The sequence below is a fragment of the Streptococcus sanguinis genome (assembly GCF_050225395.1).
In the GTDB taxonomy this organism is placed as follows: Bacteria; Bacillota; Bacilli; order Lactobacillales; family Streptococcaceae; genus Streptococcus.
Genome location: NZ_CP071431.1, coordinates 1,012,139 through 1,033,770, shown reverse-complemented (window position 1 = coordinate 1,033,770; position 21,632 = coordinate 1,012,139). Strand labels below are relative to the sequence as shown.

The 21,632-nt window shown below is 43.9% G+C and carries 17 protein-coding genes and 1 pseudogene; 4 read left to right on the top strand and 14 right to left on the bottom strand.

Annotated elements, in window-relative coordinates; genetic code table 11:
• Positions 1-217 precede the first annotated feature (217 nt).
• From J1C81_RS05235 to J1C81_RS05225, 3 genes are all read right to left on the bottom strand, one after another.
• Positions 218-2,758 (bottom strand): pneumococcal-type histidine triad protein, encoded by a 2,541-nt coding sequence (locus tag J1C81_RS05235; RefSeq protein ID WP_002914991.1) that lies wholly within the window; start codon positions 2,756-2,758, stop codon positions 218-220.
• Between the two features lie 137 nt (positions 2,759-2,895).
• A complete protein-coding gene (locus tag J1C81_RS05230; protein WP_002914990.1) occupies positions 2,896-3,528 on the bottom strand; it encodes a Pr6Pr family membrane protein in 633 nt (210 codons plus the stop codon).
• A gap of 7 nt (positions 3,529-3,535) precedes the next feature.
• On the bottom strand, positions 3,536-3,874 hold the full coding sequence (locus J1C81_RS05225) for a zinc ribbon domain-containing protein YjdM (RefSeq protein ID WP_002897401.1): 339 nt from the start codon (positions 3,872-3,874) through the stop codon (positions 3,536-3,538).
• 274 nt (positions 3,875-4,148) lie between these two features.
• Between J1C81_RS05225 and J1C81_RS05220 the strand changes: the two genes are divergently transcribed.
• The gene (locus J1C81_RS05220) at positions 4,149-4,673 is read left to right on the top strand and encodes an ECF transporter S component (protein ID WP_002914987.1); all 525 of its coding nucleotides are present in this window, start codon (positions 4,149-4,151) and stop codon (positions 4,671-4,673) included.
• A 20-nt stretch (positions 4,674-4,693) separates the two neighbouring features.
• Positions 4,694-5,224 (top strand): transcription repressor NadR, encoded by a 531-nt coding sequence (locus J1C81_RS05215; RefSeq protein ID WP_002914986.1) that lies wholly within the window; start codon positions 4,694-4,696, stop codon positions 5,222-5,224.
• Positions 5,225-5,341: 117 nt separating this feature from the next.
• On the opposite strand, the gene J1C81_RS05210 is transcribed toward J1C81_RS05215, so the two are convergent.
• From J1C81_RS05210 to J1C81_RS05180, 7 genes and pseudogenes are all read right to left on the bottom strand, one after another.
• A complete protein-coding gene (locus J1C81_RS05210) occupies positions 5,342-5,638 on the bottom strand; it encodes a hypothetical protein (protein ID WP_002914984.1) in 297 nt (98 codons plus the stop codon).
• Between the two features lie 44 nt (positions 5,639-5,682).
• Positions 5,683-6,150 (bottom strand): 8-oxo-dGTP diphosphatase, encoded by a 468-nt coding sequence (locus J1C81_RS05205; RefSeq protein ID WP_002914982.1) that lies wholly within the window; start codon positions 6,148-6,150, stop codon positions 5,683-5,685.
• A 572-nt stretch (positions 6,151-6,722) separates the two neighbouring features.
• Positions 6,723-7,268 carry a DUF1697 domain-containing protein gene (locus tag J1C81_RS05200; RefSeq protein WP_002914978.1) on the bottom strand — a complete coding sequence of 182 codons (546 nt, stop codon included), beginning with the start codon at positions 7,266-7,268 and terminating at the stop codon, positions 6,723-6,725.
• A gap of 36 nt (positions 7,269-7,304) precedes the next feature.
• Positions 7,305-7,802, bottom strand: a complete 498-nt coding sequence (locus J1C81_RS05195) for a GNAT family N-acetyltransferase (RefSeq protein WP_002914976.1) — start codon at positions 7,800-7,802, stop codon at positions 7,305-7,307.
• Between the two features lie 21 nt (positions 7,803-7,823).
• Entirely contained in the window at positions 7,824-9,812 is a 1,989-nt protein-coding gene (gene uvrB / locus J1C81_RS05190) for an excinuclease ABC subunit UvrB (protein WP_002914974.1), read from the bottom strand.
• Between the two features lie 160 nt (positions 9,813-9,972).
• Complete coding sequence (locus J1C81_RS05185) at positions 9,973-10,920, bottom strand: CPBP family intramembrane glutamic endopeptidase (protein ID WP_002914973.1); 948 nt, start codon at positions 10,918-10,920, stop codon at positions 9,973-9,975.
• 79 nt (positions 10,921-10,999) lie between these two features.
• Positions 11,000-11,932 (bottom strand): annotated as a pseudogene (locus J1C81_RS05180) (CPBP family intramembrane glutamic endopeptidase).
• Between the two features lie 195 nt (positions 11,933-12,127).
• Here J1C81_RS05180 and J1C81_RS05175 point away from each other — a divergent pair.
• Together J1C81_RS05175 and J1C81_RS05170 are read left to right on the top strand one after the other, a co-directional pair.
• Positions 12,128-14,296, top strand: coding sequence for an ABC transporter substrate-binding protein/permease (locus J1C81_RS05175; RefSeq protein WP_011837081.1), 2,169 nt, complete (start codon positions 12,128-12,130; stop codon positions 14,294-14,296).
• Positions 14,296-15,036, top strand: a complete 741-nt coding sequence (locus J1C81_RS05170) for an amino acid ABC transporter ATP-binding protein (RefSeq protein ID WP_002895249.1) — start codon at positions 14,296-14,298, stop codon at positions 15,034-15,036. The genes J1C81_RS05175 and J1C81_RS05170 overlap by 1 nt, the downstream gene beginning before the upstream one ends.
• A 57-nt stretch (positions 15,037-15,093) precedes the next feature.
• On the opposite strand, the gene J1C81_RS05165 is transcribed toward J1C81_RS05170, so the two are convergent.
• From J1C81_RS05165 to J1C81_RS05150, 4 genes are all read right to left on the bottom strand, one after another.
• Positions 15,094-16,872 carry a serine hydrolase domain-containing protein gene (locus J1C81_RS05165; protein WP_002914965.1) on the bottom strand — a complete coding sequence of 593 codons (1,779 nt, stop codon included), beginning with the start codon at positions 16,870-16,872 and terminating at the stop codon, positions 15,094-15,096.
• Positions 16,873-16,890: 18 nt separating this feature from the next.
• A complete protein-coding gene (locus tag J1C81_RS05160) occupies positions 16,891-18,669 on the bottom strand; it encodes a serine hydrolase domain-containing protein (RefSeq protein ID WP_032909702.1) in 1,779 nt (592 codons plus the stop codon).
• 64 nt (positions 18,670-18,733) lie between these two features.
• Positions 18,734-20,515 (bottom strand): serine hydrolase domain-containing protein, encoded by a 1,782-nt coding sequence (locus J1C81_RS05155; RefSeq protein WP_002914963.1) that lies wholly within the window; start codon positions 20,513-20,515, stop codon positions 18,734-18,736.
• Positions 20,516-20,617: 102 nt separating this feature from the next.
• Positions 20,618-21,430 carry a CPBP family intramembrane glutamic endopeptidase gene (locus J1C81_RS05150; RefSeq protein ID WP_032909793.1) on the bottom strand — a complete coding sequence of 271 codons (813 nt, stop codon included), beginning with the start codon at positions 21,428-21,430 and terminating at the stop codon, positions 20,618-20,620.
• Between the last annotated feature and the right edge of the window lie 202 nt (positions 21,431-21,632).

The following is a 21,632-nucleotide window of genomic DNA, read 5'->3' as shown; positions in this document are numbered from 1 at the left end:
TAACAGAAAAAGTCTCCTTATACAAGGAGACTTCAGAAAAATCTAGTCAGGCAAGCTAAAACAAGACGCACTTGCTTACACTCCACCCATCTTTTTACTTGCTCCTTGTCTATCTCTCTGGATAGAATTAAAGGATTATTCAATTTTTTATACTATATCACAAATTCAAAACTATTTCAAGAAAAAATTGTATTTTTTCTACTTGACTAAGTAAGGATTAGTGATTAGCTTCTTTCTCTTCTTTTTCCTTATCTTTTGAATTCTTTGGATTTTCTTTGTCTTCTGCTTGAGCTGGCTCGTCTTTTAATTCAGGATTTTCAGCAGTTGGCACTTCTTCTGGTGACGGCTTAGAAGAGTTTTCTAGATTCTCATCTCGATTGTTTAACTCTGCTTCAGGAGATCCAGCTGCATGCTCACTATCATTTGAAGCTCCTTGGTTGCTTGCTTGAGCTGAGGCTGGCTTATCGGATGTTGGCTTCCCTTGGACATCTGCCTTATTAGGCTCACTTTCCTTAGGCGCTTCCTTGTTTTCTTCTTTTGGATCAGCCGGCTTATTATTGTCAATGCTGCCACCCTGAACATCTGGGAAATGCAGCGCCAAGGCTTTCGGAATTTTATTTTCATTCAATTCAAGCTCTGCTTTAGGGATGTGATTGTCGCTGACATTAATATAAGTCACCGTCTTATTTGGTTCCTGCAGCGCCAAGGTTGTGATTTTATTCTTGTTGACAGCCAAATTGTCTAAAGCCCTAAACTGATTAATTCCTTCCAAGTTTTTTAACTCATTTTCAGCCAAATTTAAATTCTTCAAGGAAGACTGAGCGGCTGGAATATCCAAAGATGTAATCTTGTTTTGACTTGCGGACAAAGTTACTAAATTCTTAGCAGCTTCAACTCCTGCCAGCGAAGTCAGACGATTGCCATTTAAGCTTAGAGTTGTCAGATTTGGATTAGACTTCAGGAAGTTCAAGCTCTCAACATTGGAATTGTCAGCTGTTAATTCTTCCAGATGGGAAGCCTTAAGCGAATTGAGATTTAAGTTTGGATTGTTGGATAAGAAAAGCCTTGTTAAATCTTCTTTTTGGCTCAGAGCAGAAATATCGTGCAGCTGATTGTGCTCTAAACTTACCGCTTTTAATTTTGAAAGCTTGGTCAAAGCAGAAATATCAGAGATATTGTTGTAGTCAAGGTTCAATGACTCCAGATTTTTCAGCTTCTCCAAAGGTGTAATATCGGTAAGGTCATTCCCCGCTGCTGCCACTGTTTTGAGGTTTGGATAATCCTTCAAGAAAGATAAATCAGTGATGCCATTCTGGGAAATGTCCAAGCCTTCCAAGGTCGGAATTTCTTTTAAGAAATCATAGTTGGTAACGCCTGTCTTTGTCATCCACAGCTGTTTCAAATGTTTTAATTGCAGCACTGGTCTGATGTCCTTTATCGGAGTAAAGCCAATCCCCAGAACCTCAATATTCGGCATCAGTTCCAAGCCTTTTCTTTCCAGCGGATCTTTGCGCTGGCCGATATTTAGATACTTCACAGTTGCCAGCCAGGCTTTCATCTTTTCCGTATCCGTCTCATCTGATGGGAATGGGGTATCTGCCGTAGCATGTAAAATATCTTCAATGATTTCATCATCAAATCCTAGAGCTTTCAAGGTTGCCATACCAACTGCGTCATGAGCATGCGGATTTCCATGAGGGTCAAAAGGCTTGCTCGGATCAATCTCACTGACCAAAGTCGAATGGCTATGATCACCATGTGGATAGATAAATACCTTTCCTTTATCTGTATCGCTCACCTGAATCAGACTTTCATCGATTCCTAATTGCTGAGCCAAATAGGCCTTTTTCTTGGCAATTTCTTTTTCCTCGTCTAATGGATTTGGCGCAGGATCAGGTGTCGGAGCTGGTGCTGGCGACGGTTCTGGTGAAGGCTGTGCTTGCCCTTGTCGGCCATAGTAGGCATCTTCAGCAGCTTTCTTATGTTCTGCTGGAATCAATGACTCCCAAGGTGAAGCAATCAGCTGCTCATAGGGGATGAAATGAGTATGACCATTATGATCTGCCAGCAAGCCAGTAGATAACTTGCCTGTTACCCCTGTGCCTCTAAATAAGAATCCATCACTTGTAGGATAATCAATCCCAGCAAACTGACGTTTAGTTGTCCCTTGCTGCTGGGGAATAGATGGTCTAAGCGTTGGCTGATAAACATGCCCCGTAGGATTGCTAGACGGCGTTGGACGATAACTCGGTGCTTGTGCAAGATTACCCACTGACTGCTTCAAAATATAATGAAAATGATCCCCGTGACGCACAACATAGCCATATTGGTCTTCTGACACAATGTCTCTAGGATTAAAGACATAGCCATCATCAGCAATGCTCATTTGATTTGCCAGCTGAGGGGAGTCTGCAGGCACTTGCCCATCTTTTGGTATCAGATAGGCCCATTTACTATTCTTTAGGTCAGAATAAAAAATAAAGTGCGTATGGCCATCATGCTCTAAAATCAAACCTTCACTAGTTCTAGCTTTAATTTGAGACTCGCTTTTGAAGAGAAAACCATCATCCGTCGGCTTATCAACACCAGGAACTTGTCCTTTTTTGGTCGCCTTGCTTTTCTTCTTCACTTCTTGCTTGGTCTTCACCTTTTCTTGACCGCTTTCCTGTTGAGATGTCTGAGATTGACAAGCAGCCAAGCAAAGATTACAAGCTAGAATGATCCCTGCTAATCCTAACAGTTTCTGATTGTGTTTCATTCTTTCCTCCTTTTTTGTTTAACCGGTTAATCATTAACTAGTTAACTATATCATACAAATCTGATATTGGCAAGAAAAAATCGAAGTAAAATAAAAAAACAGAGCAAATCTGTTTTTTCATCTACAAGTACATGTCTCTAAGAAGTCTTCTTCTTTGAGAAAGAGATGGATTTTATCCCGTAAAAGACAAAACCAAAGATCAGGTAGGCCGCAAAAATAATCAGAGACATCTGGATGACATAGGGCCAGCCTTTCTTAAAGACATTGAGGAAAAAGTAGGGAAATGGATTGTCCTTGGATCTTGGAATATCTATTTTCAAGAAAAAGCCATTAAAGAGAGCAAAGGCCATGTAGACCAAAGGCACACTCGTCCAAGAAATCGGATCAAACCAACGGTACTGGCGCGATTTGTCAAAGATTACTGTATCCAGAAGAAACGCCAAGGGTACTATATAATGACATAAAAAATTCTCTAGGCGGTAAAAATCTGTCGCAATTGGGGCTAGCAAGAGGTGATAAACGACACAAGTAATCATGATGGACATGGTCACCCCGCCCTTGATTCGCAAGATTTTCGGAGCCTTCCAAGCATCGCCAGGTCTCATCATCAGATAGACCAGATAGCCCGTAAAGAGCAGGACCAAGAGATTGGACAAAACCGTATAGTACATGAGCATGCCCACGCCATACTTAGTGATTTCCAGATAAACACCCAAAAAGGCCAGGATAAAAAGAATAATTCGATAAATTAAGATAAAACGACGATTCATAGAGACCTCAAATTTTCTTAACAAACTCTGACTTGAGCTTCATCGCACCGAAGCCGTCAATCTTACAGTCAATATTATGGTCGCCTTCCACGATGCGGATATTTTTCACACGCGTTCCCTGCTTGAGATCCTTGGGTGCTCCTTTGACTTTCAGATCCTTAATCAAGGTAACTGTGTCGCCATCTGCCAGCTTATTACCATTAGCATCAATCGCTACTGGGCCTTCTTCTGCTTCTTGGACCTCAGCAGGATTCCACTCATAGGCGCACTCTGGGCAGACCAAGAGCGTTCCATCTTCGTAGACATACTCTGAATTACATTTGGGGCAGTTTGGTAAGTTGTTCATTTTCTTCTCCATTTCTAGTCAAGGCTACTAAATTTCCATACCAGCCTTCTATATATGATTAAGCTCTTCCTTCATTTTTCAAGTCCAGCAGAACACTAAGCCATGTGAAGATCAACTAAATCCTAAAAATCTAGTTTTCTCCTATTCCACACCTTTCTAGTATAAGCTATTTTAAGGATTTTGACAAATCTCTTTTAGGATTTCCTACAGGTCTTGACCTTTCTGCAAAAACAGTGTACTATACTAGTGTATATACAGATAAAAAGGAGTCACTATGAAACCAAGATCTAAAAATCAGTTTATGACACTGACCGCTTTTTTGACTGCACTAGCCATTGTTATCCCGCTGGTTATGCCGATTAAAATTGTCATTCCGCCCGCTTCCTTCACCTTAGCCAGTCATGTCGCTATCTTTTTGGCTATGTTTATCTCCCCTCTCATGACGGTGATTGTCGTGATTGGTTCTACTATTGGATTTTTTATGTCCGGACTTCCTTTTATCATCACGCTCAGAGCCCTATCCCACTTGCTCTTTGCTAGCATCGGCGCTCTTTATCTGCAAAAGCACCCGGACACACTGGACAGCCAGAAGAAGACTTGGATATTTAATTTCCTACTAGCCTTGATTCATGCCTTTGGTGAAGTGGTCGTCTGCATTCTCTTTTACACGACTTCTGCCTATCCAGCTAATGCTTTCTATATCTTATTTGGTCTGGTTGGACTTGGTACGGTCATCCATAGCATGGTCGACTTTGTCATTGCTAAGTTCATCTATCAAGCGCTGAAAAAGATTCGCTAGAGCTTGAAGATTCCTGACTTTTGGTTTACAATGAAGCTATGACCAAGCAAAGACGAGAAGAACTATTAGACCTTTTGAAAACATCATCTGCTGCCCTCAATGGCCAGTCACTGGCGGAGCATTTCCATGTGACCAGACAGATTATAGTTCAAGATATCGCCCTCTTGCGGGCTGATGGTGCCCCCATCCTCTCAACCAATCGTGGCTATCTTTATAAAGACCGCCAAGAAAATGCTGCTGTCCATCAGCTCTTCAAGGTTCAGCATGGGGCTGAGGATATGGAAGCTGAGTTGCTGGCTATCGTGGACAATGGTGGACGCGTACAGACTATTTTGATTGAGCATCCAGTTTATGGCGAAATCCAGACTTACCTGAAGCTGACCTGCCGCCGCGATGTCCAGCATTTTCTCCAGCAAGTCGCATCCTGTGCCTTTCGCCCCTTATCTGAGCTGACAGATGGAGTCCACTATCACCTAGTACAAGCCGACTCCCAGCAAGATCTGGACTATGTCGAAGCAGCTTTGAGAGATTTAGGTTTTTTGCTGGAATAACATTGAAAAAGACTGATTAGGATATAACCTAGTCAGTCTTTTTAGTACATACTCTTGCGCCAGCCGGCTTTCAAATAATAAATAGTCGCTATAAAAATCACTGATAAAACAATCAAACTATTCTTTAAAAGAAATTAAAAAAATTAATATTCCAGAAAATACAATACTAATAATTGACAAGCCCAAGACCCTAATCTCGTTTAAATCTATGTAGAAAGAATAAAGAAAAATGAGTAAATTAAGCAAAATCACTAATATATAAAACCTAGATTGGCTCTGCTTCCATCCTTTTAAAGTATGAAAAGCAAATGGAAATCTCAAACCGAATCCAGCATTTCTAGAAGGAAAAAAATGGTTTAAACCCAAAAGAAAAAATGCAATAATAGCAATCCATAATGAAATCATGACAGTCATCTACCTTTCTATCTTTGCACTTCAAACACAAAAGGAAACATTTTTTAATACATACTCTTGCGCCAGCCACCTTCTATGCGCTCGTGATAGTAATATTCAGATAATTCCTCATCTTCCATCATACGCAGAAGTTCAAGCATATCGTAAGCCAAGTCCAGCTGTGGCAGGCTATCCTTATCTACCCAAGAAATCTCGCCCTCTTCTGTCGAATGAATCTGACCAGAGAATTCAGTCGCTTTGTAGCAAAAGACGATGTAGCGAACCCCTTCATCCGTATGCCAGTTCTTTACACCAACCAATTTGGGATGACTAATGGTCAAACCCGTTTCCTCTAAAATCTCACGGACAACTGCATCATGGAGAGACTCTCCCTTCTCAATATGCCCACCTGGGAAGGCATAACCAGACCAACGATAGCGCTTAGGAGAGCGATACTGAACCAAGACCTTACCTCGCGCCTTATCTTCAACAAGGCAGATGTTTGTTAGGATTGTTTCTTGGGAACGTGACATGGATTTTTTCCTTTCGACACAAAATGGAGAATTTTACAGTGACATTGTAATAGTTCGTAGCAAGTTTGTTCAGTAGAGAGCCTTTGCAAATTATTAATCAATATATCGAACGCGATTGACCTTGGTTTTCATGATATAGGGATTTACTAAATCATGGTGTTCATCATATTCACCTAATAAAAAGCCCTTTCGCAAAATAACTTCACTGTCATTAGTAACATAGTCCATATTAATCGGGACAGAATTTTCTGATCCGATGATGGAGAAATGAAAGAAAACAAAGAACCATGCAAAAAGAGCAGGAAATACACTCAGAATCGCCCAGACAAGATGGAACCAGCGGAACTCTCTGTTTTTAAGGAAGTTAAACCATAAATTGCAAAATATAAGAGTTGCCAGAAGAAAAAGCCATTTGTTCCACAGGAGGGGCGTAAAGGCCAAGCCAAAGAGACTCAATATAAAATGTAGTAATACAAAGATAAATAACAAGATATAGAACACTAACCAAATAACTTTACTCGAAAATTTCCATCGCTTCACTATTTTCTCACCTTTCATCTTCCATATTTAGCTCACTCATTTCCAACCAACTCCACAATCTTCTGGAAAGTCTTGCCGTTTCGGATGGTTAGTTGCTTGTAAAAACTAGATTTGAGCAGTTTCTTATGGTAGTTGGACTTGAGATAGTCCGCTTGGTCAGCATTGCTATAAAAGAAAGCCGTCTGCCCGAAATGCAGCTGCTCCTTGTCATTTGCCCAACTGCCTGCTAGCTCTTGAACGCTTTCCCTGTCTACCTCTGGCAGATAAAAGAGAACATCGCGCCGAAAGACTGTTTCATCCTGCCACCAAATAGGCAGATTGGCTATTTCTTTTTCAAGCATGGCAGAGCTGACAAGGACAAAAGGCAGAGGGAAATCGTAAGACTGACTGAAATAAGCCGACAAGATCTCCCGAATCCTTTCCTCCTGCTCCTCGCTATCAAAGAAAAGATTGCCGCTATTGATGTAGGAAACTGGATTTTCAAAACCCAACCCAGCCAAATCCTTCTTCAAATCAGCCATAACGACCTTGTTTTTCCCGCCGACATTAATGCCGCGGAGTAAAAGTGCATAACGCATATAGTGCTCCTTACAAATATATCTATTATTCCCAAACTAACTGTTAGAGTTTCTAGTGTAAATCATCCGTTTTTCTTTCACGGCTTTTCCTAGGTCAATGACCTTTTCCTGACCGTCAAAAACAAAACCTATTTTTTTATAAAAAGCGATGGCACGTTTGTTGTCTTCTAACACCCACAATACAATCTCTGGATAACTAAACAAGGCAGCAAAAGTAGCCTGCATGAGCTGCTGTCCTACACCCTTGCCATAATACTCTTTTAAGACATATAAGGCGAAAATTTCACCTGCTATCGTAGCTGAATCTCGAAAATCACCGTAGCTAACAAAACCGACCACTTTAGCATCATCCAAAGCGATCAAAGTATCTTCAGGATATTTTTGACTATAAAACCGGCACTTATCCAAAGTCATCTGCTCTTGAAATTCCGCAGGCAAAATCTCATCATAAGCTTCACGCCATGTCTGCCAATGAACTCGGGATTTCCCTTCTATCTCCTCAGCTGTTTCCATTGCTTTGATTGTGATGACCATTTGTTCTCTCCTTTATACCCCTCAATCCATCGCCTTTATTTCCAGAATCATATCGCGAATCTGTGCGGCCAATTCGAAGTCAAGAAGTCCTGCAGCTTCTTGCATCTGACCTTCCAGTTTCTTAATCATGTCCTTGCGTTCTTGCTTGTTGAGGCTTTCGATTTCGACGGTTTCTTCCTTGTCTGGCAAGGCAGCCTTAGTCACACTGATTAGGTCACGGATTTCTTTCTTGATGGTCTGCGGTACAATGCCGTGCTCTTCATTATATGCCATCTGGATTGCCCGACGGCGGGCAGTTTCATCGATAGCGCGCTGCATGGACTGGGTCATGGTGTCCGCATACATAATCACATGCCCCTCGCTGTTGCGAGCTGCTCGGCCAATAGTCTGGATAAGACCGCGTTCGTTGCGGAGGAAACCTTCCTTGTCTGCATCAAGAATTGCCACCAAACTAACCTCCGGCACGTCGATTCCCTCGCGCAGCAGGTTAATCCCAACCAATACATCAAAGACACCCAAGCGCAGGTCTCGGATAATCTCAGTCCGCTCTAAGGTCTTGATGTCCGAGTGCATGTACTTGACCTTGACACCCATTTCCTTGAAGTAGTCCGTCAAATCTTCTGCCATCTTCTTGGTCAGGGTTGTGATAAAGGTCCGCTCATTCTTCTCCGCACGCGCAGTAATTTCGCCCAAAAGATCATCAATTTGCCCCATGGTTGGACGGACTTCCACCTCTGGATCCAGAAGCCCTGTCGGCCGGATAATCTGCTCAATAACAGTATCCGTTTGTTCATTTTCATAGTCGCCTGGCGTAGCCGATACATAGACAATCTGGTGAACATGGCTTTCAAATTCTTCTCGGCGCAGCGGGCGGTTATCCAAGGCAGACGGCAGACGGAAACCATAATTAACCAGCATCTCCTTACGAGAGCGGTCACCATTGTACATACCCCGAATCTGTCCCATGGTCATGTGACTCTCGTCAATCATAATCAAGAAGTCATCAGGGAAAAAGTCCAGAAGGGTATAAGGCGGCTCTCCTTCGCTTCGACCATCCATGTGGCGAGAATAGTTCTCAACACCGTTGGTATAGCCCATTTCACGCAGCATTTCGATATCGTACTCTGTGCGCTGCTTCAAGCGCTGAGCTTCCAGAAGCTTGCCTTCCTTCTCAAAGATAGCAAGCTGCTCCTCCAGCTCCGCCTGAATCTTAGCAATCGCCACTTCCATGTGGTCTTCATTGGTCACGAAGTGAGTGGCTGGGAAGATGGCCAAATGGTCCACCTCGCCCAAGACTCGACCTGTCAAAGCTTCAACCTCACGAATCCGGTCAATCTCATCTCCGAAAAACTCCACCCGAAAGGCATGCTCATCCCGAGAAGCTGGGAAAATCTCCACCACATCGCCTCGAACGCGGAATTTCCCCCGCTGAAAATCAATGTCATTGCGCTCAAACTGGATATCTACCAAATCATTGAGCAACTTGTCACGGGAAATCTCTAGTCCAGGACGCAGGCTTACCACGCTGTCGGAGTATTCCTTAGGCGAACCTAGACCATAGATACAAGAGACCGAAGCCACGACAATCACGTCATTGCGCTCCAAGAGAGCAGATGTCGCTGAGTGACGGAGCTTGTCAATCTCGTCATTGACCGAGCTATCCTTTTCAATATATGTATCGCTGGAAGGCACATAGGCCTCAGGCTGGTAGTAATCATAGTAGGAAACGAAGTATTCCACTGCGTTATTGGGGAAGAACTCCTTAAACTCACCATAAAGTTGGCCGGCCAGGGTCTTATTATGGGCGATAACCAGTGTCGGCTTGTTGACCTGAGCAATAACCTGACTCATGGTATAGGTCTTACCAGTACCAGTCGCTCCCATGAGAATCTGGGCTTTCTCGCCCCCCTCTATATTATCCACCAGCTGCTCGATAGCCTGAGGCTGGTCACCTGAAGGATCGTACCTAGAAACCAATTCAAATTTATTATCTGTAATTCTGTTAATCATCTTTTATTCCTCAAATTGTGCTTCTATCATTTTACCATATTTGCCCTATTTTCTCTGGATTTGGGTGTAGGTAGAATGGCCACGCTTCTACCATCGTCTGTCCCTTGTCACACATCTCGTTAAAAGACATAAAAAAGCCCAGCTCAACTGGGCGAAATGCTTATTTCTTAAACATCAGCGCCTGAGGCAGGCGATTTTCTTTCTTTAATGACCAGTAAAGATAGGCAATGCAGCCAATCAGGACGATACTGGCAAAAATAGATCCTTCAGCTCCAAAGGCTCCACCGGACAGTATATCGACAGAAGATTGCGAGCTATAGTTCAAGATAGAGGTAGATGCTCCTTGGCCACTGACCTGAATGCCATAGATATTTCCTTGCACAAAATTCCAAGCGCCGTGCATACCAGCCAGTACCCACATATTGTCATACTTGAGCATAAGGAAACAAGCAAAGATACCGTCTAGTATGATATTGACAATAGAAAGAACGGTCACACCAGGGTTAAAGAGGTGCAGAGCCCCAAATAGAGCGCTGGAAATCAAGATACCAATGAAGATATTTGACTTAGCGCTAACTGCTGGAAAGAGCCAACCACGCGTCACTAGCTCTTCTGTCCCACCTTGGAGAATCCAGAAAGGAATGATAGCTAGGACAAAAATCAAAGACTGCAAGTTAAGCTGACCAAATTTCAGACTGCCTGTCCCCGTTACCAAGAGCAAGACAACAACCAGTGAAAACTGAACGGCGCCAATAAGGAATCCTTTGAGGAGATTTTTGAACCAGTCCTGTTTATAAAATCCCAGACTAGAAAAAGGCCGCTTCTCACGATATCGAACCCATAGAAAGACAGTGAGAGCGATAAAAAAGAAACCAGCTAGCTGAAAAAAGACCGTATAGTGACTAATGGCTGCCATTGCTTCTGTCCGATTAATCGTCGGATCTGCAAAGCCAAACAAGAGTCCGACAATGATACCAATTGGTAACATTCCGACAAAACTTAAAATTCCTCCTCCATAAACAAAGCCTATAGCAATCAAGATAGCCAACCAAATCGGCGGAATATAACGCGATTGCTTGATAGCATCCAACATACGAGATTTAAACATATAATTATTCCTTTCCTCATTTTAATTTATTATAGCATATTATTTTAGGTTGAGCAAAAGAGAGCCGTTCGTACTGTTTCTACTTCTTTTCCACTAACTCAGTCAAACTACCGTCTTTTTTCATCTTGATAAGCAAATAGAGGACAGCCAGCAAGAGAATGAGCGAGCTGAAAATAGAGGCTTCAGCGCCGAAAGCTCCACCAGTCAGTCAGCTCCATTCCGACTTAGGAACAAAGTTCAGGACTGCCGCGTCCACACCAGTACCACTAACGCTGAAACCGTAAATATTGCCTTGGCTAAAGTTCCAAGCAGTATGAAGGCCTATAATCCCCCAAACATTGTCCGTCCAGAGCAGATAAAGACTTGCAAAGAGGCCAAATAAGGCAATGTTAACAATGGGGAGAATACCAATATCTGGATTGCCTAGGTGCAAGAGGGCAAAGAGCAGGCTTGAAGTCAGCAAACCGATGGGGAGGTTGGTATTTTTGACAGCAACTGGCAGCAGCCAAGCGCGTGTCACTAGCTCTTCTGCTCCACCCTGAATCATCCAAAGCGGAAGCAAAATCAAGATATAGAGGAAAGGTTCCAGCGTCAGCTGTCCCCATTCGAAAGAGCCGGCTCCGCTCAACAGCATAAGCAGAGCAACTAGACTAAAGAGGAGAAAACCTACTGCCAATCCTTTGACTAGCTCTACTAAACTTCCTTTTTTGACAAAGCCCAGAGTCGCGAGCGGTCGTCCTTCAGCCCAGCGTACCCAGAGAAAGAGAGCCAGTATCATAAATACAAAGCCGAATAAGAGAAAAGGCAGGGCAAAATAGAAGAAGATTTCAAAGAATCCGCCTTGCCCCAAGAAACCTAGCATAAGACTAAGCACAGCCGAAATTGGCTCCAAAGCCAGATAGGCCAACTTCTGTCCTCCTTGCACAAAAATAACGGCTAGTAAAAGAGACAAAATATAAGGAGGGACAAAGCGAGCTTGATTGACTCCGTCCAAGATACGTGATTTTTTCATAAGAACCTCATTCTAACCTTGCTTTCATTCATTTCCAGTATAGCAGACTTTACTCTAAGAACAAAGAAAAGTCTTGGGTATTTTTGAGAAATGCGGAGAGTTTTTATGTCAGAAAATCTAACATAAAAACAGGAGAAATTTGCCTAATCAGTGTTTTTTTGCTATAATGCTAGAATGCTAAAAAGGAGGAAGAAAATGAAGAAAAAATTCTTAGCAGTCTTGCTAACATTATTTCCATTTTTTGCGTTAGGGGCGACAGCCCAGGCAGATACGGTTAAAATCGTATCCGATACTGCTTACGCACCATTTGAATTTAAAGATTCTGATCAGACTTACAAGGGGATTGACGTTGATATCATCAACAAGGTCGCAGAAATCAAAGGCTGGGACATTGACATGAGCTTCCCGGGCTTCGATGCAGCTGTCAATGCCGTCCAAGCTGGCCAAGCGGACGCTATCATGGCTGGTATGACTAAGACAAGCGAGCGTGAAAAAGTCTTTACCATGTCTGATACCTACTATGACACCAAGGTCGTTATCGCGACGACCAAGGCAAACACCATCAGCAAATATGAACAGCTGAAAGGAAAGAAAGTCGGTGTCAAAACAGGAACAGCTGCCCAACGCTTTCTTGAGAAGAACAAGGATAAGTACGGCTTCACTCTCAAAACCTTTGACACAGGTGACTTGATGTATAACAGCCTTTCTGCTGGTGATGTCGATGCAGTGATGGATGATCAGCCGGTCATTGAGTACGCCATCAATCAAGGTCAAAACCTGAAAATTTCTATGAAAGGTGAGGCTGTTGGTAGCTTTGCTTTCGGTGTCAAAAAAGGTAGCAAACATGAGCACTTAGTTACTGAGTTTAACGAAGCTTTAGCGCAGATGAAGAAAGACGGCAGTCTGGATGAAATCATCAATAAATGGACGGCTTCTAAAGGCAGCTCTGACTCAGCTGTTCCAGAGACTTCTACTCCTGCCGGTCAAAAAGCTACTCCTACAAAAGACAAATACATTATTGCCAGCGACTCATCTTTTGCTCCATTTGTCTTCCAAGATGACAGCAACCAATACACTGGGATTGACATGGAGCTGATTAAGGCTATTGCCAAAGACCAAGGCTTTACTGTAGAAGTAACCAACCCTGGCTTTGATGCAGCTATTAATAGTGTTCAGACCGGTCAGGCTGATGGAATTATCGCCGGCATGTCTGTCACTGATGCCCGCAAGAAAACTTTTGACTATTCTGACCCTTACTACACAGCCAACTCTATCTTGGCAGTCAAGGACAGCAGCAATATCAAGTCCTACGAGGAACTCAAGGGTAAGACAGTCGGTGTCAAAACCGGTACCGCTTCTCAGACTTTCCTTGAGGAAAACAAGAGCAAGTACGGCTACTCTATCAAAACTTTCTCAGATGCGGCTTCCATGTATGACAGTCTCAATACTGGCTCAGTCGCAGCTGTGATGGATGATGAGCCCGTTGTCAAATACGCTATCAAACAAGGCAAGAAACTTAAAACACCTATTGAAGGTACACCAAGTGGCCAAGTCGCTTTCGCAGTTAAAAAAGGCAGCAATCCTGAGCTGATTGAGATGTTTAACAATGGGCTAGCCAACCTCAAAGAAAGCGGCAAGTACCAAGAGATTTTAGACAAGTATCTGGCTAGCGAAGAAAAGGAATCCACTGTAGATGAGTCCACTATTTGGGGCTTGCTGCAAAACAACTACCAAGAACTTCTTAAAGGTCTGGGAGTAACGATTGCTTTGGCTCTGATTTCATTTGCGATTGCTATGGTCATCGGGATTATCTTTGGTATGTTCAGCGTCAGCCCTTATAAACCGCTGCGCTGGATTGCAGAAATCTTTGTCGATGTCATTCGTGGTATTCCGCTGATGATTGTAGCAGCCTTTATCTTCTGGGGGATTCCTAACTTAATCGAATCCATGACTGGTCAACAAAGTCCAATCAATGCTTTCGTCGCAGGAACCATCGCCCTTTCTCTCAATGCCGGCGCCTATATCGCTGAAATTGTCCGCGGAGGTATCCAGGCCGTTCCAGTTGGACAGATGGAAGCCAGCCGTAGCTTGGGGATTTCCTACTCAAAGACCATGCGCAAGATTATCCTGCCACAGGCAACCAAGATTATGCTGCCAAACTTTGTCAATCAATTTGTCATCGCGCTCAAGGATACAACGATTGTCTCAGCTATTGGACTGGCCGAGCTCTTCAAAACGGGTAAGGACATCATCGCCCGCAACTATCAGAGTTTCCGGATGTATGCTATCCTAGCCGTGCTCTATCTCATCATTATCACGCTCTTGACCCGCTTGGCAAAACGCTTAGAAAAGAGGATTAAGTAATGGCAAAATTAAAAATCGATGTGAACGATCTTCATAAATATTACGGGGAAAACGAAGTCCTAAAGGGAATTACCGCTAAATTCTACGAGGGAGATGTGGTCTGCATCATCGGTCCTTCCGGTTCTGGTAAGTCAACCTTCCTGCGCAGTCTCAACCTGCTAGAGGAAGTGACCAGCGGAACCATCACGGTTGATGGCTTTGATCTGACGGACAAAAAGACTGATGTGGATCTGGTCCGAGAAAATATCGGTATGGTCTTCCAGCACTTCAACCTCTTCCCGCACATGACAGTTCTGGAAAATATCACCTTTGCTCCTGTTGAGCACAAGCGCTTGACTCAAGACGAGGCAAATAAGCTGGGTATGGAGCTCTTGGAAAAGGTCGGCTTGGCTGATAAGGCTGATGCCAGTCCAGACAGCCTGTCCGGAGGTCAAAAGCAGCGGGTAGCTATTGCTCGAGGTCTGGCCATGAATCCAGATATCATGCTCTTTGACGAGCCGACTTCTGCCCTTGACCCTGAAATGGTCGGCGATGTTCTCAACGTTATGAAGGATCTGGCCCAGCAAGGTATGACCATGCTGATTGTGACCCATGAGATGGGCTTTGCTCGTCAGGTAGCCAACCGCGTTATCTTTACCGCTGATGGTGAATTCCTAGAGGACGGCAAGCCAGACCAAATCTTTGACAATCCACAGCATCCACGTCTTAAGGACTTCTTGGACAAGGTGCTGAATGTATAAAACCAAACGAAGAGCCAGCTTATATGCCGGCTCTTTTCTTGTTTCAAAATTTTTAAACTACATCACCCACCATTGGTAGAGCGACCAGTAGAGGATATTGGCGACAATAGTCAACGCAGATAGACTAGTCAGAACTGTCAAGAAGAGGCGGCCTTTCCCGAGACCTTTTCGAGCCTTGCTAAAGAGCGGATAAACCGCACATCCTGCTAAGAACAAGTCCAGACCTGCAAAAACCATATAACGCCACTGAGCGATGATACTGAGATCTGTTGCGCTTGAGCTAAGCAGGAGCAAGAGTAAATTGCAAGCCGCGGCCACTACTCCTGCAGCTGTCAAGATGTGCCACCATTTCCAAGCTCGATTTTGCTTGCTTTTTTCTTTGCCAAAAACCAGTCGATAAAGGACTAGCACAAGCCGAACAAGTAGATTACCCAAAGCATAAACGACACTTAAAGCTGCCAAAGCAATTAAGCTAAACTTAGTCCAGATTTCCCAGTCAGGGACTTTCTCGAAATCACTGACTGGAGTAGCGATTCGCGTTTTGCCATTTCCACTTTTATAAATAGTCCAAAACAAATGATCCATTCTCTCCGAGGACGGCTTCTTCATATGAAGCAAATTACCTGCAAAGAGCTGATACAAAGAAAGCGGACCTTGATTAAAATTCCGAAGGATTTGATAGTAGCCAGGTTCGAACTTTTTCTGAGTATCTGCACTAGCTGTCGGACGTTTTCCGAAAATCAATTCTGGCATGCCATCATTATAAATTTCTTCTACACCTTGATTGGTCATGATTACCTGGCCGATACCATCCTTCAGATCCAGCAGGAGATAGCTGGAAAAACCATTTGTATTCCCTCCGTGCCCTAGCACTGTAACGCCAAATTTACTGGCCCAGAAGCCATGAGCATTACGAACGATGTCTGTATCAGGATAGGTTGCTGTCGTCGAATAGAGAGTCGTCCAAGTCTCCGACCGAGTAAAGATAGTTTTACGACTTAGCAGAGCCTGAGCAAATTTTTGAAAATCACTCAATGTTCCTGTGGCTCGACCAACTGGATACAGGCCGACTTCATAAAGTGCATCGCCTAACAGGCTGCCATCTGTCGCATATCCTTTTACTTCCTTGCGCTTGGCTTGGACATAAGCATTGTCAGACAAGTCTTGCGCTATGGCCGTTCTCTCCATGCCCAGAGGCTGGAAGATATGCTCATGAACATACTCAACAAAGGATTGCCCAGAAATTCGTTCCACAATGTAGGCCGCCAACCCCGTACTGTAGTTGGAATAAGCTGTCGTTGTGCCCGGCTGAAAGGACTGTGCCGGCTGATATTGAAGCAGCAAATCCTCTAAACTCTTGCCCCCTTGCATATAGAGAGGGGCTTCGTCAAATCCAGACTGATGGTTCATCAAATCCAGCATAGTAATAGGCTTGTCATAGCGGAGATTTCTAAGAAAGCCCTTTGGCAGATAGGCGCGAATATCTTCTTCTAGGTTAATCTTACCTTGCTCCCAGAGCTGCATGACAGCTATCCAGACGGTCAGCTTGGTCACGGAGCCCCATTCAAAGACGCTGCTGTTGTCAGCTTTGATGCCTTTTTCTTTATCCATATAACCAAAGTTGCCTTGGTAAATGGTGCTATCCTTGTCAAAGACTGCTGTTTCCATAGCGGCAGTCATCTTTTCATGCTCCTTGACATAGTCTTGGATTTTCTGGCCGATCTGGTTCCGTTCGATACCAGATGGGAGTTTCTGTTCTTCAGCCAGTGCGGTAATTGGTCGAAAGAGTCCTATAGTCAGAAAAGTTAAAAGGATTAGGGAAAATGTTTTTTTCATAGCTGGCTCCTTTCATAATTAGAATACCCACCACTGATAGAGGGACCAATAGAGGATATTAGCGGCCACTGCTAAAGCAGATAGGCTGGTCACGGCTGTTAGGAAGAGGCGTCCTTTTCCGAGATCCTTACGATCCTTGCTAAAGAGCGGATAAAGCGCACAGCCTGCTAAGAACAAGCCCAGACCTGCAAAGAGTATGTAACGCCACTGAGCAATCTCGCTAAAATCTCCTGAAGCCTGCGCCACAAACATTAGAAAGAGATTAATTGGAAAAGCCAAAACCCCAACAGCTGTTAGAATGTTCCAGACTTTCCACACGTGGTCTGGCTGATCTTGTTTTTTACGGAAGATGAGTCGATAGGCTCCTAGAATCAGACTAATGAGGAGTAGACCAAGGGCATAGATGATACCAAGTCCACCAGAGCCAAGAACAATAAAGTCTTTATAGAAATCAAAGTCAGAAATTTTCTCGTAGTCTGCGACACCTAATGCGATATGGGGCTTGCCTTTGCTCTGATAAATGGTCCAGAAGTTATTTAACAATCGTTGATCTTCAGAAGGTTTTTGCCAATTATTTGCAAAGCCTGAAACCATTTTAAAGATAGCCAGCGGTCCTTGATTAAAGTTGCGTAGAGTGCGGTAATAGCCTGGACTAAACTGCTCTTGGGTTTCCTTGCTGGCTGTTTTACGTGGCCCAAAGACGAGCTCTGGCATTTGGAAATTATAATTTTGCTCTGTACTCTGATTAGTCATGACAATATAGCCGATACCATGCTCCAAGTCCAATATCATCCGTGAGCTAAAGCCAAGTGTATTTCCGCCGTGTCCTAGCACTGTAGTGCCATATTCGTTAGCCCAAAAGCCATGAGCGTTACGGGCAGTATCTGTTCCAGGATAGGTCAGGCTTGGGCTGTAGAAGGTACTCCAAGTCTCTGGACGCTCAAAGAGCGTCTTGCGAGCCAGCAGGGCTTGGGCGAACTTCTGTAAGTCTTTCAAGGTACCAGTAGCCGCACCGATAGGATAGAGGCCAACGATGTAACTATCCTTGCTCAGAACTTTTCCTTGGATGTCATATCCTTTGGCCTCTTGACGTTTTTTCTGGACGTAAGAATTGTCTGATAGGTCTGGCAAAATAGCTGTCTTGTCCATGCCCAGCGGTTGGAAAATATGCTCATGGGCATAATCAACAAACTTCTGACCGGAGATCCGCTCGACAATCAATGCAGCCAAGCCAGTACCGTAATTTGAATAAGCTGTCGTTGTTCCCGGTTCAAAGGACTGAATAGGTTGTTGTTCTTTAAGGATTTCTTCGATACTTTTATCGCTTCGCATGTACAAGGTAGCCTCGTCAAAACCTGACTGATGGTTCATCAAATCTAGCATAGTGATGGGCTTGTCATAGCGGAGATTCTTGAGAAAGCCCTCTGGCAGATAAGTTTTGATGTCTGCTTCTAGGTCGATTTTGCCCTCTTCCCAGAGCTGCATGACAGAGACCCAGACGGTCAGCTTAGTCACGGAGCCCCATTCAAAAACACTGCCGTCATCAGCTTTGATTCCCTTTTCTTTGTTCATATAGCCAAAATTTCCTTGATAAATGGTACCGTCCTTGTCAAAGACAGCTGCCTCCATGCCAGCTGTTGTCTTTTCGTGCTCTTTGACATAGTCTTGGATTTTTTGACCAATTTTGTCTCGATCCGTACCAGACGGCAACTTCCGCTCTTCAGCTAGCGCAGTGGCTGGACGAAAAAGACCCAATGTTAAAATAGTTAGAAGTGTGAAAATAAATGTTTTTTTCATGAGATACTCCTTTGCAGAATTATGCAGGCAAAGCCCACCTTCCCAAAGGAAGGCAGGCAACTTGTCACATCATCCACCACTGGTAAAGAGACCAATAGAGAATATTAGCAACAATAGCCAGGGCGGATAGACTAGTCAGAACTGTCAGGAAGATGCGGCCTTTTCCGAGGCCATTGCGAGCCTTGCTAAAGAGCGGATAAACCGCACATCCTGCTAAAAGTAGGCCTAGTCCTGCAAAGACCATATAGCGCCAAGATTGAACAATTGAGTAATCCTGATTCATGGCAGCCAGTAAAAGCAGAATAAGATTGCCTGCAAAAAGGAGCATTCCTAGAGAAGTCAGGTAATTCCAGACCTTCCAAGAGCGAGGTCCCGAACTTTTTGCTTTACGCAGGATGAGACGGAAACCGCCAATCAGAAAACTAATCAAGACATTTCCCAGAGCAAACACGAGTGCCAAACCTCCGAGAAACACGACTAGATAATGTCTAAAGAGAACTGAATCGGAAATCCTTTCTGCATTAAGGACACCAAATTCGAGGCGGTCAGCACCTTGGCTCTTGTCAATAGTCCAGAAAGTGCTCAGCAGATCCGGCTGATCTGAGACTTTGTTGATCTTTTGGATGGCCCCGGGAATCATGAGCATGAAGGACAGTGGTCCCCTATTATAGCTTCTCAGATAGTGGTAAGAGCCAGGCTTGAATTGCTTTTTAGTAGCTTCGCTGACAGTCTGCATCTTGCCAAATATCAGCTCCGGCATTTGAACATTGTAAACTTGTTCATACAGTTGATTGGTTAAGATGACTTGGCCGATGCCATTTTTCAGATCCAAGTAAAGATAGCTAGAAAAGCCATCAGCATTACCACTGTGTCCCAGCAAGGTAACACCGTAGTGACTGGCCCAAAAGCCATGAGCATTACGAACAATATCCGTACCAGGGTGGGTAGAGGTTGTTGAGTAAAGCTCGGTCCAAGTTTCTGGACGATGAAAGAGCGTCTTACGTTCCAGCAAGGCCTGGGCGAATGTCTGCAGGTCTCCTAGAGTCCCCACAGCCCCACCGACTGGGTACATCCAAAGCTTAAATGGTGTATCTCCCAAGAGCTTACCTTGGTCATCATAGCCCTTATCCTCCTTGCGCTTTTCCTGTACATAAGCGTTGTCCGATAAGTCAGGCAAGATAGCAGTCCGATCCATGTCCAGCGGCTCAAAAACATGCTCATGGACATAGTCCGCATACTTCTGCCCAGATATCCGCTCCACGATATAAGAGGCCAAAGCCGTGCTGAAGTTAGAGTATGATGTCGTCGTACCCGGCTCAAAGGACTGAATAGGCTGGTAATCACGGAACTGCTCTTCCAAGTCGCTCTTGTCACCCTTTTTATAGAGTGGCATTTCATCAAAGCCAGCCTGATGATTCATCAGATCCAGCATGGTGATAGGCTTATCGTAGCGAAGATTGCGGAGAAAGCCTTCTGGCAGATAAGTTTTGATGTCTGCTTCCAGGTCGATTTTGCCCTCTTCCCAGAGCTGCATGACCGATACCCAGACCGTCAGTTTAGTGATTGAAGCCCATTCAAAAACACTGTCATCGTCAACTTTGACTTTGTTTTCCTTATCCACATATCCAAAGTTTCCCTTGTAGATGGTTCCGTTTTTATCAAAGACTGCTGTTGCCATACCGGCTGTTGTCTTTTCGTGCTCTTTGACAAAGTCTTGGATTTTCTGACCGATTTGGCTGCGGTCCGTGCCAGACGGCAGCTTCTGCGAGTCAGCTAAAACAGCGGTCGGTCGGAAAATTCCTAGCGTCAAAATGGTTAAAAGAATGATTAGAATAGATTTTTTCATAGCATTTCCTTTCTGTTCAACTCAAATATTCACAGAAGCTAAGTTCAGATAATTTGTGCAGTCTCCTTTCAATTTTAGAATCAGCTTATTCTTATTTTTTAATCATGCGTTTTTCTCTTCTTTATCCGCCCGACACCAGAGATAAATACTGTAAAGGGTCAGAATGCCCAAGCCGCCAAGGTAAATTAGGGAGTTAACCTGAGAGAAATCAAACTTATCAGCTAGGTTGATGCCGACAAAGGTTTCTATCAGAATATCTAGTAGGGCATGGAAAATCATACAGGCAAGGACGGATTTCGTCTTCTTATGCAGCGCAGCAAACCAGATGGACTGGACTATAGTTACAATGATATAGACTAGAAAGGGATCCTGACTTCGATCATAAAAGCGGTTATAAAACCAGAGAGGAATATGCCAGCAAGCCCAAGCTAGTCCGGTTATCGAGGAGGCGATAAGCATAGAGAACTTCTTTTCCAAAGTTGGCTGCAGAAAGCCTCGCCAGCCAGGCTCTTCCATGCCACCAGCCAAGGTCATAAGGTAGATAAAGGATCCAATAAATGAAAGCAGAGCTCCATCTACCAGCTTGCCTCCGGAAGCTAATGCAAAAGTCACTGCCAGACCTCCACTGAAGAGTAGGAGATAGAGCCAAGTCCCTTTCTTGCTTGAGAAGATAAAGGAACAGATGGCTTTGAAGCCTTTTATTTTCAGCACTATTAGGCTTGCTATCACCGGTCCGAACATACTGAGACTCGTTAGGAGGCCTTCCAGAGTCAGATAGAGTATAGGTGGATTTTCCGGCCAGAGATTTTTGAGAATGATCGCTAGCAACATAAATCCCCAAGTCCAGCCGAAGTTCCAGGCTAGGAACGGCCAGACTAGTTTTGGTTGTGGTTTGCTTCTTGTTTCATTGGTCATCTGATTTTCTCCTTTAAATGGTTTGATTTTATCTGCTTGCTTTTTGTAGTCTGATAAGATCCTTGATTTTTTACTTCGTTTAGCCGCGCTCTGTATAAAAGACAGATATCGTACTTCAGCTCCTGTTGAAAAATCACTAACCTTAAAATTGTAAAAAGAATTAATCAAACGATTTACCTCATGAGATATTCCTTCACAAGAT

What these genes read in the sequence shown, in the direction of transcription:
- J1C81_RS05175 (WP_011837081.1), top strand. Translation starts at nt 12,128, where the DNA reads ATGAAGAAAAAATTCTTAGCAGTCTTGCTAACATTATTTCCATTTTTT.
- J1C81_RS05235 (WP_002914991.1), bottom strand. Translation starts at nt 2,758, where the DNA reads ATGAAACACAATCAGAAACTGTTAGGATTAGCAGGGATCATTCTAGCT.
- J1C81_RS05220 (WP_002914987.1), top strand. Translation starts at nt 4,149, where the DNA reads ATGAAACCAAGATCTAAAAATCAGTTTATGACACTGACCGCTTTTTTG.
- J1C81_RS05165 (WP_002914965.1), bottom strand. Translation starts at nt 16,872, where the DNA reads ATGAAAAAAACATTTTCCCTAATCCTTTTAACTTTTCTGACTATAGGA.
- J1C81_RS05195 (WP_002914976.1), bottom strand. Translation starts at nt 7,802, where the DNA reads ATGGTCATCACAATCAAAGCAATGGAAACAGCTGAGGAGATAGAAGGG.
- J1C81_RS05225 (WP_002897401.1), bottom strand. Translation starts at nt 3,874, where the DNA reads ATGAACAACTTACCAAACTGCCCCAAATGTAATTCAGAGTATGTCTAC.
- J1C81_RS05200 (WP_002914978.1), bottom strand. Translation starts at nt 7,268, where the DNA reads ATGCGTTATGCACTTTTACTCCGCGGCATTAATGTCGGCGGGAAAAAC.
- J1C81_RS05185 (WP_002914973.1), bottom strand. Translation starts at nt 10,920, where the DNA reads ATGTTTAAATCTCGTATGTTGGATGCTATCAAGCAATCGCGTTATATT.
- J1C81_RS05160 (WP_032909702.1), bottom strand. Translation starts at nt 18,669, where the DNA reads ATGAAAAAAACATTTATTTTCACACTTCTAACTATTTTAACATTGGGT.
- J1C81_RS05170 (WP_002895249.1), top strand. Translation starts at nt 14,296, where the DNA reads ATGGCAAAATTAAAAATCGATGTGAACGATCTTCATAAATATTACGGG.
- J1C81_RS05150 (WP_032909793.1), bottom strand. Translation starts at nt 21,430, where the DNA reads ATGACCAATGAAACAAGAAGCAAACCACAACCAAAACTAGTCTGGCCG.
- J1C81_RS05205 (WP_002914982.1), bottom strand. Translation starts at nt 6,150, where the DNA reads ATGTCACGTTCCCAAGAAACAATCCTAACAAACATCTGCCTTGTTGAA.
- uvrB (WP_002914974.1), bottom strand. Translation starts at nt 9,812, where the DNA reads ATGATTAACAGAATTACAGATAATAAATTTGAATTGGTTTCTAGGTAC.
- J1C81_RS05230 (WP_002914990.1), bottom strand. Translation starts at nt 3,528, where the DNA reads ATGAATCGTCGTTTTATCTTAATTTATCGAATTATTCTTTTTATCCTG.
- J1C81_RS05155 (WP_002914963.1), bottom strand. Translation starts at nt 20,515, where the DNA reads ATGAAAAAATCTATTCTAATCATTCTTTTAACCATTTTGACGCTAGGA.
- J1C81_RS05210 (WP_002914984.1), bottom strand. Translation starts at nt 5,638, where the DNA reads ATGACTGTCATGATTTCATTATGGATTGCTATTATTGCATTTTTTCTT.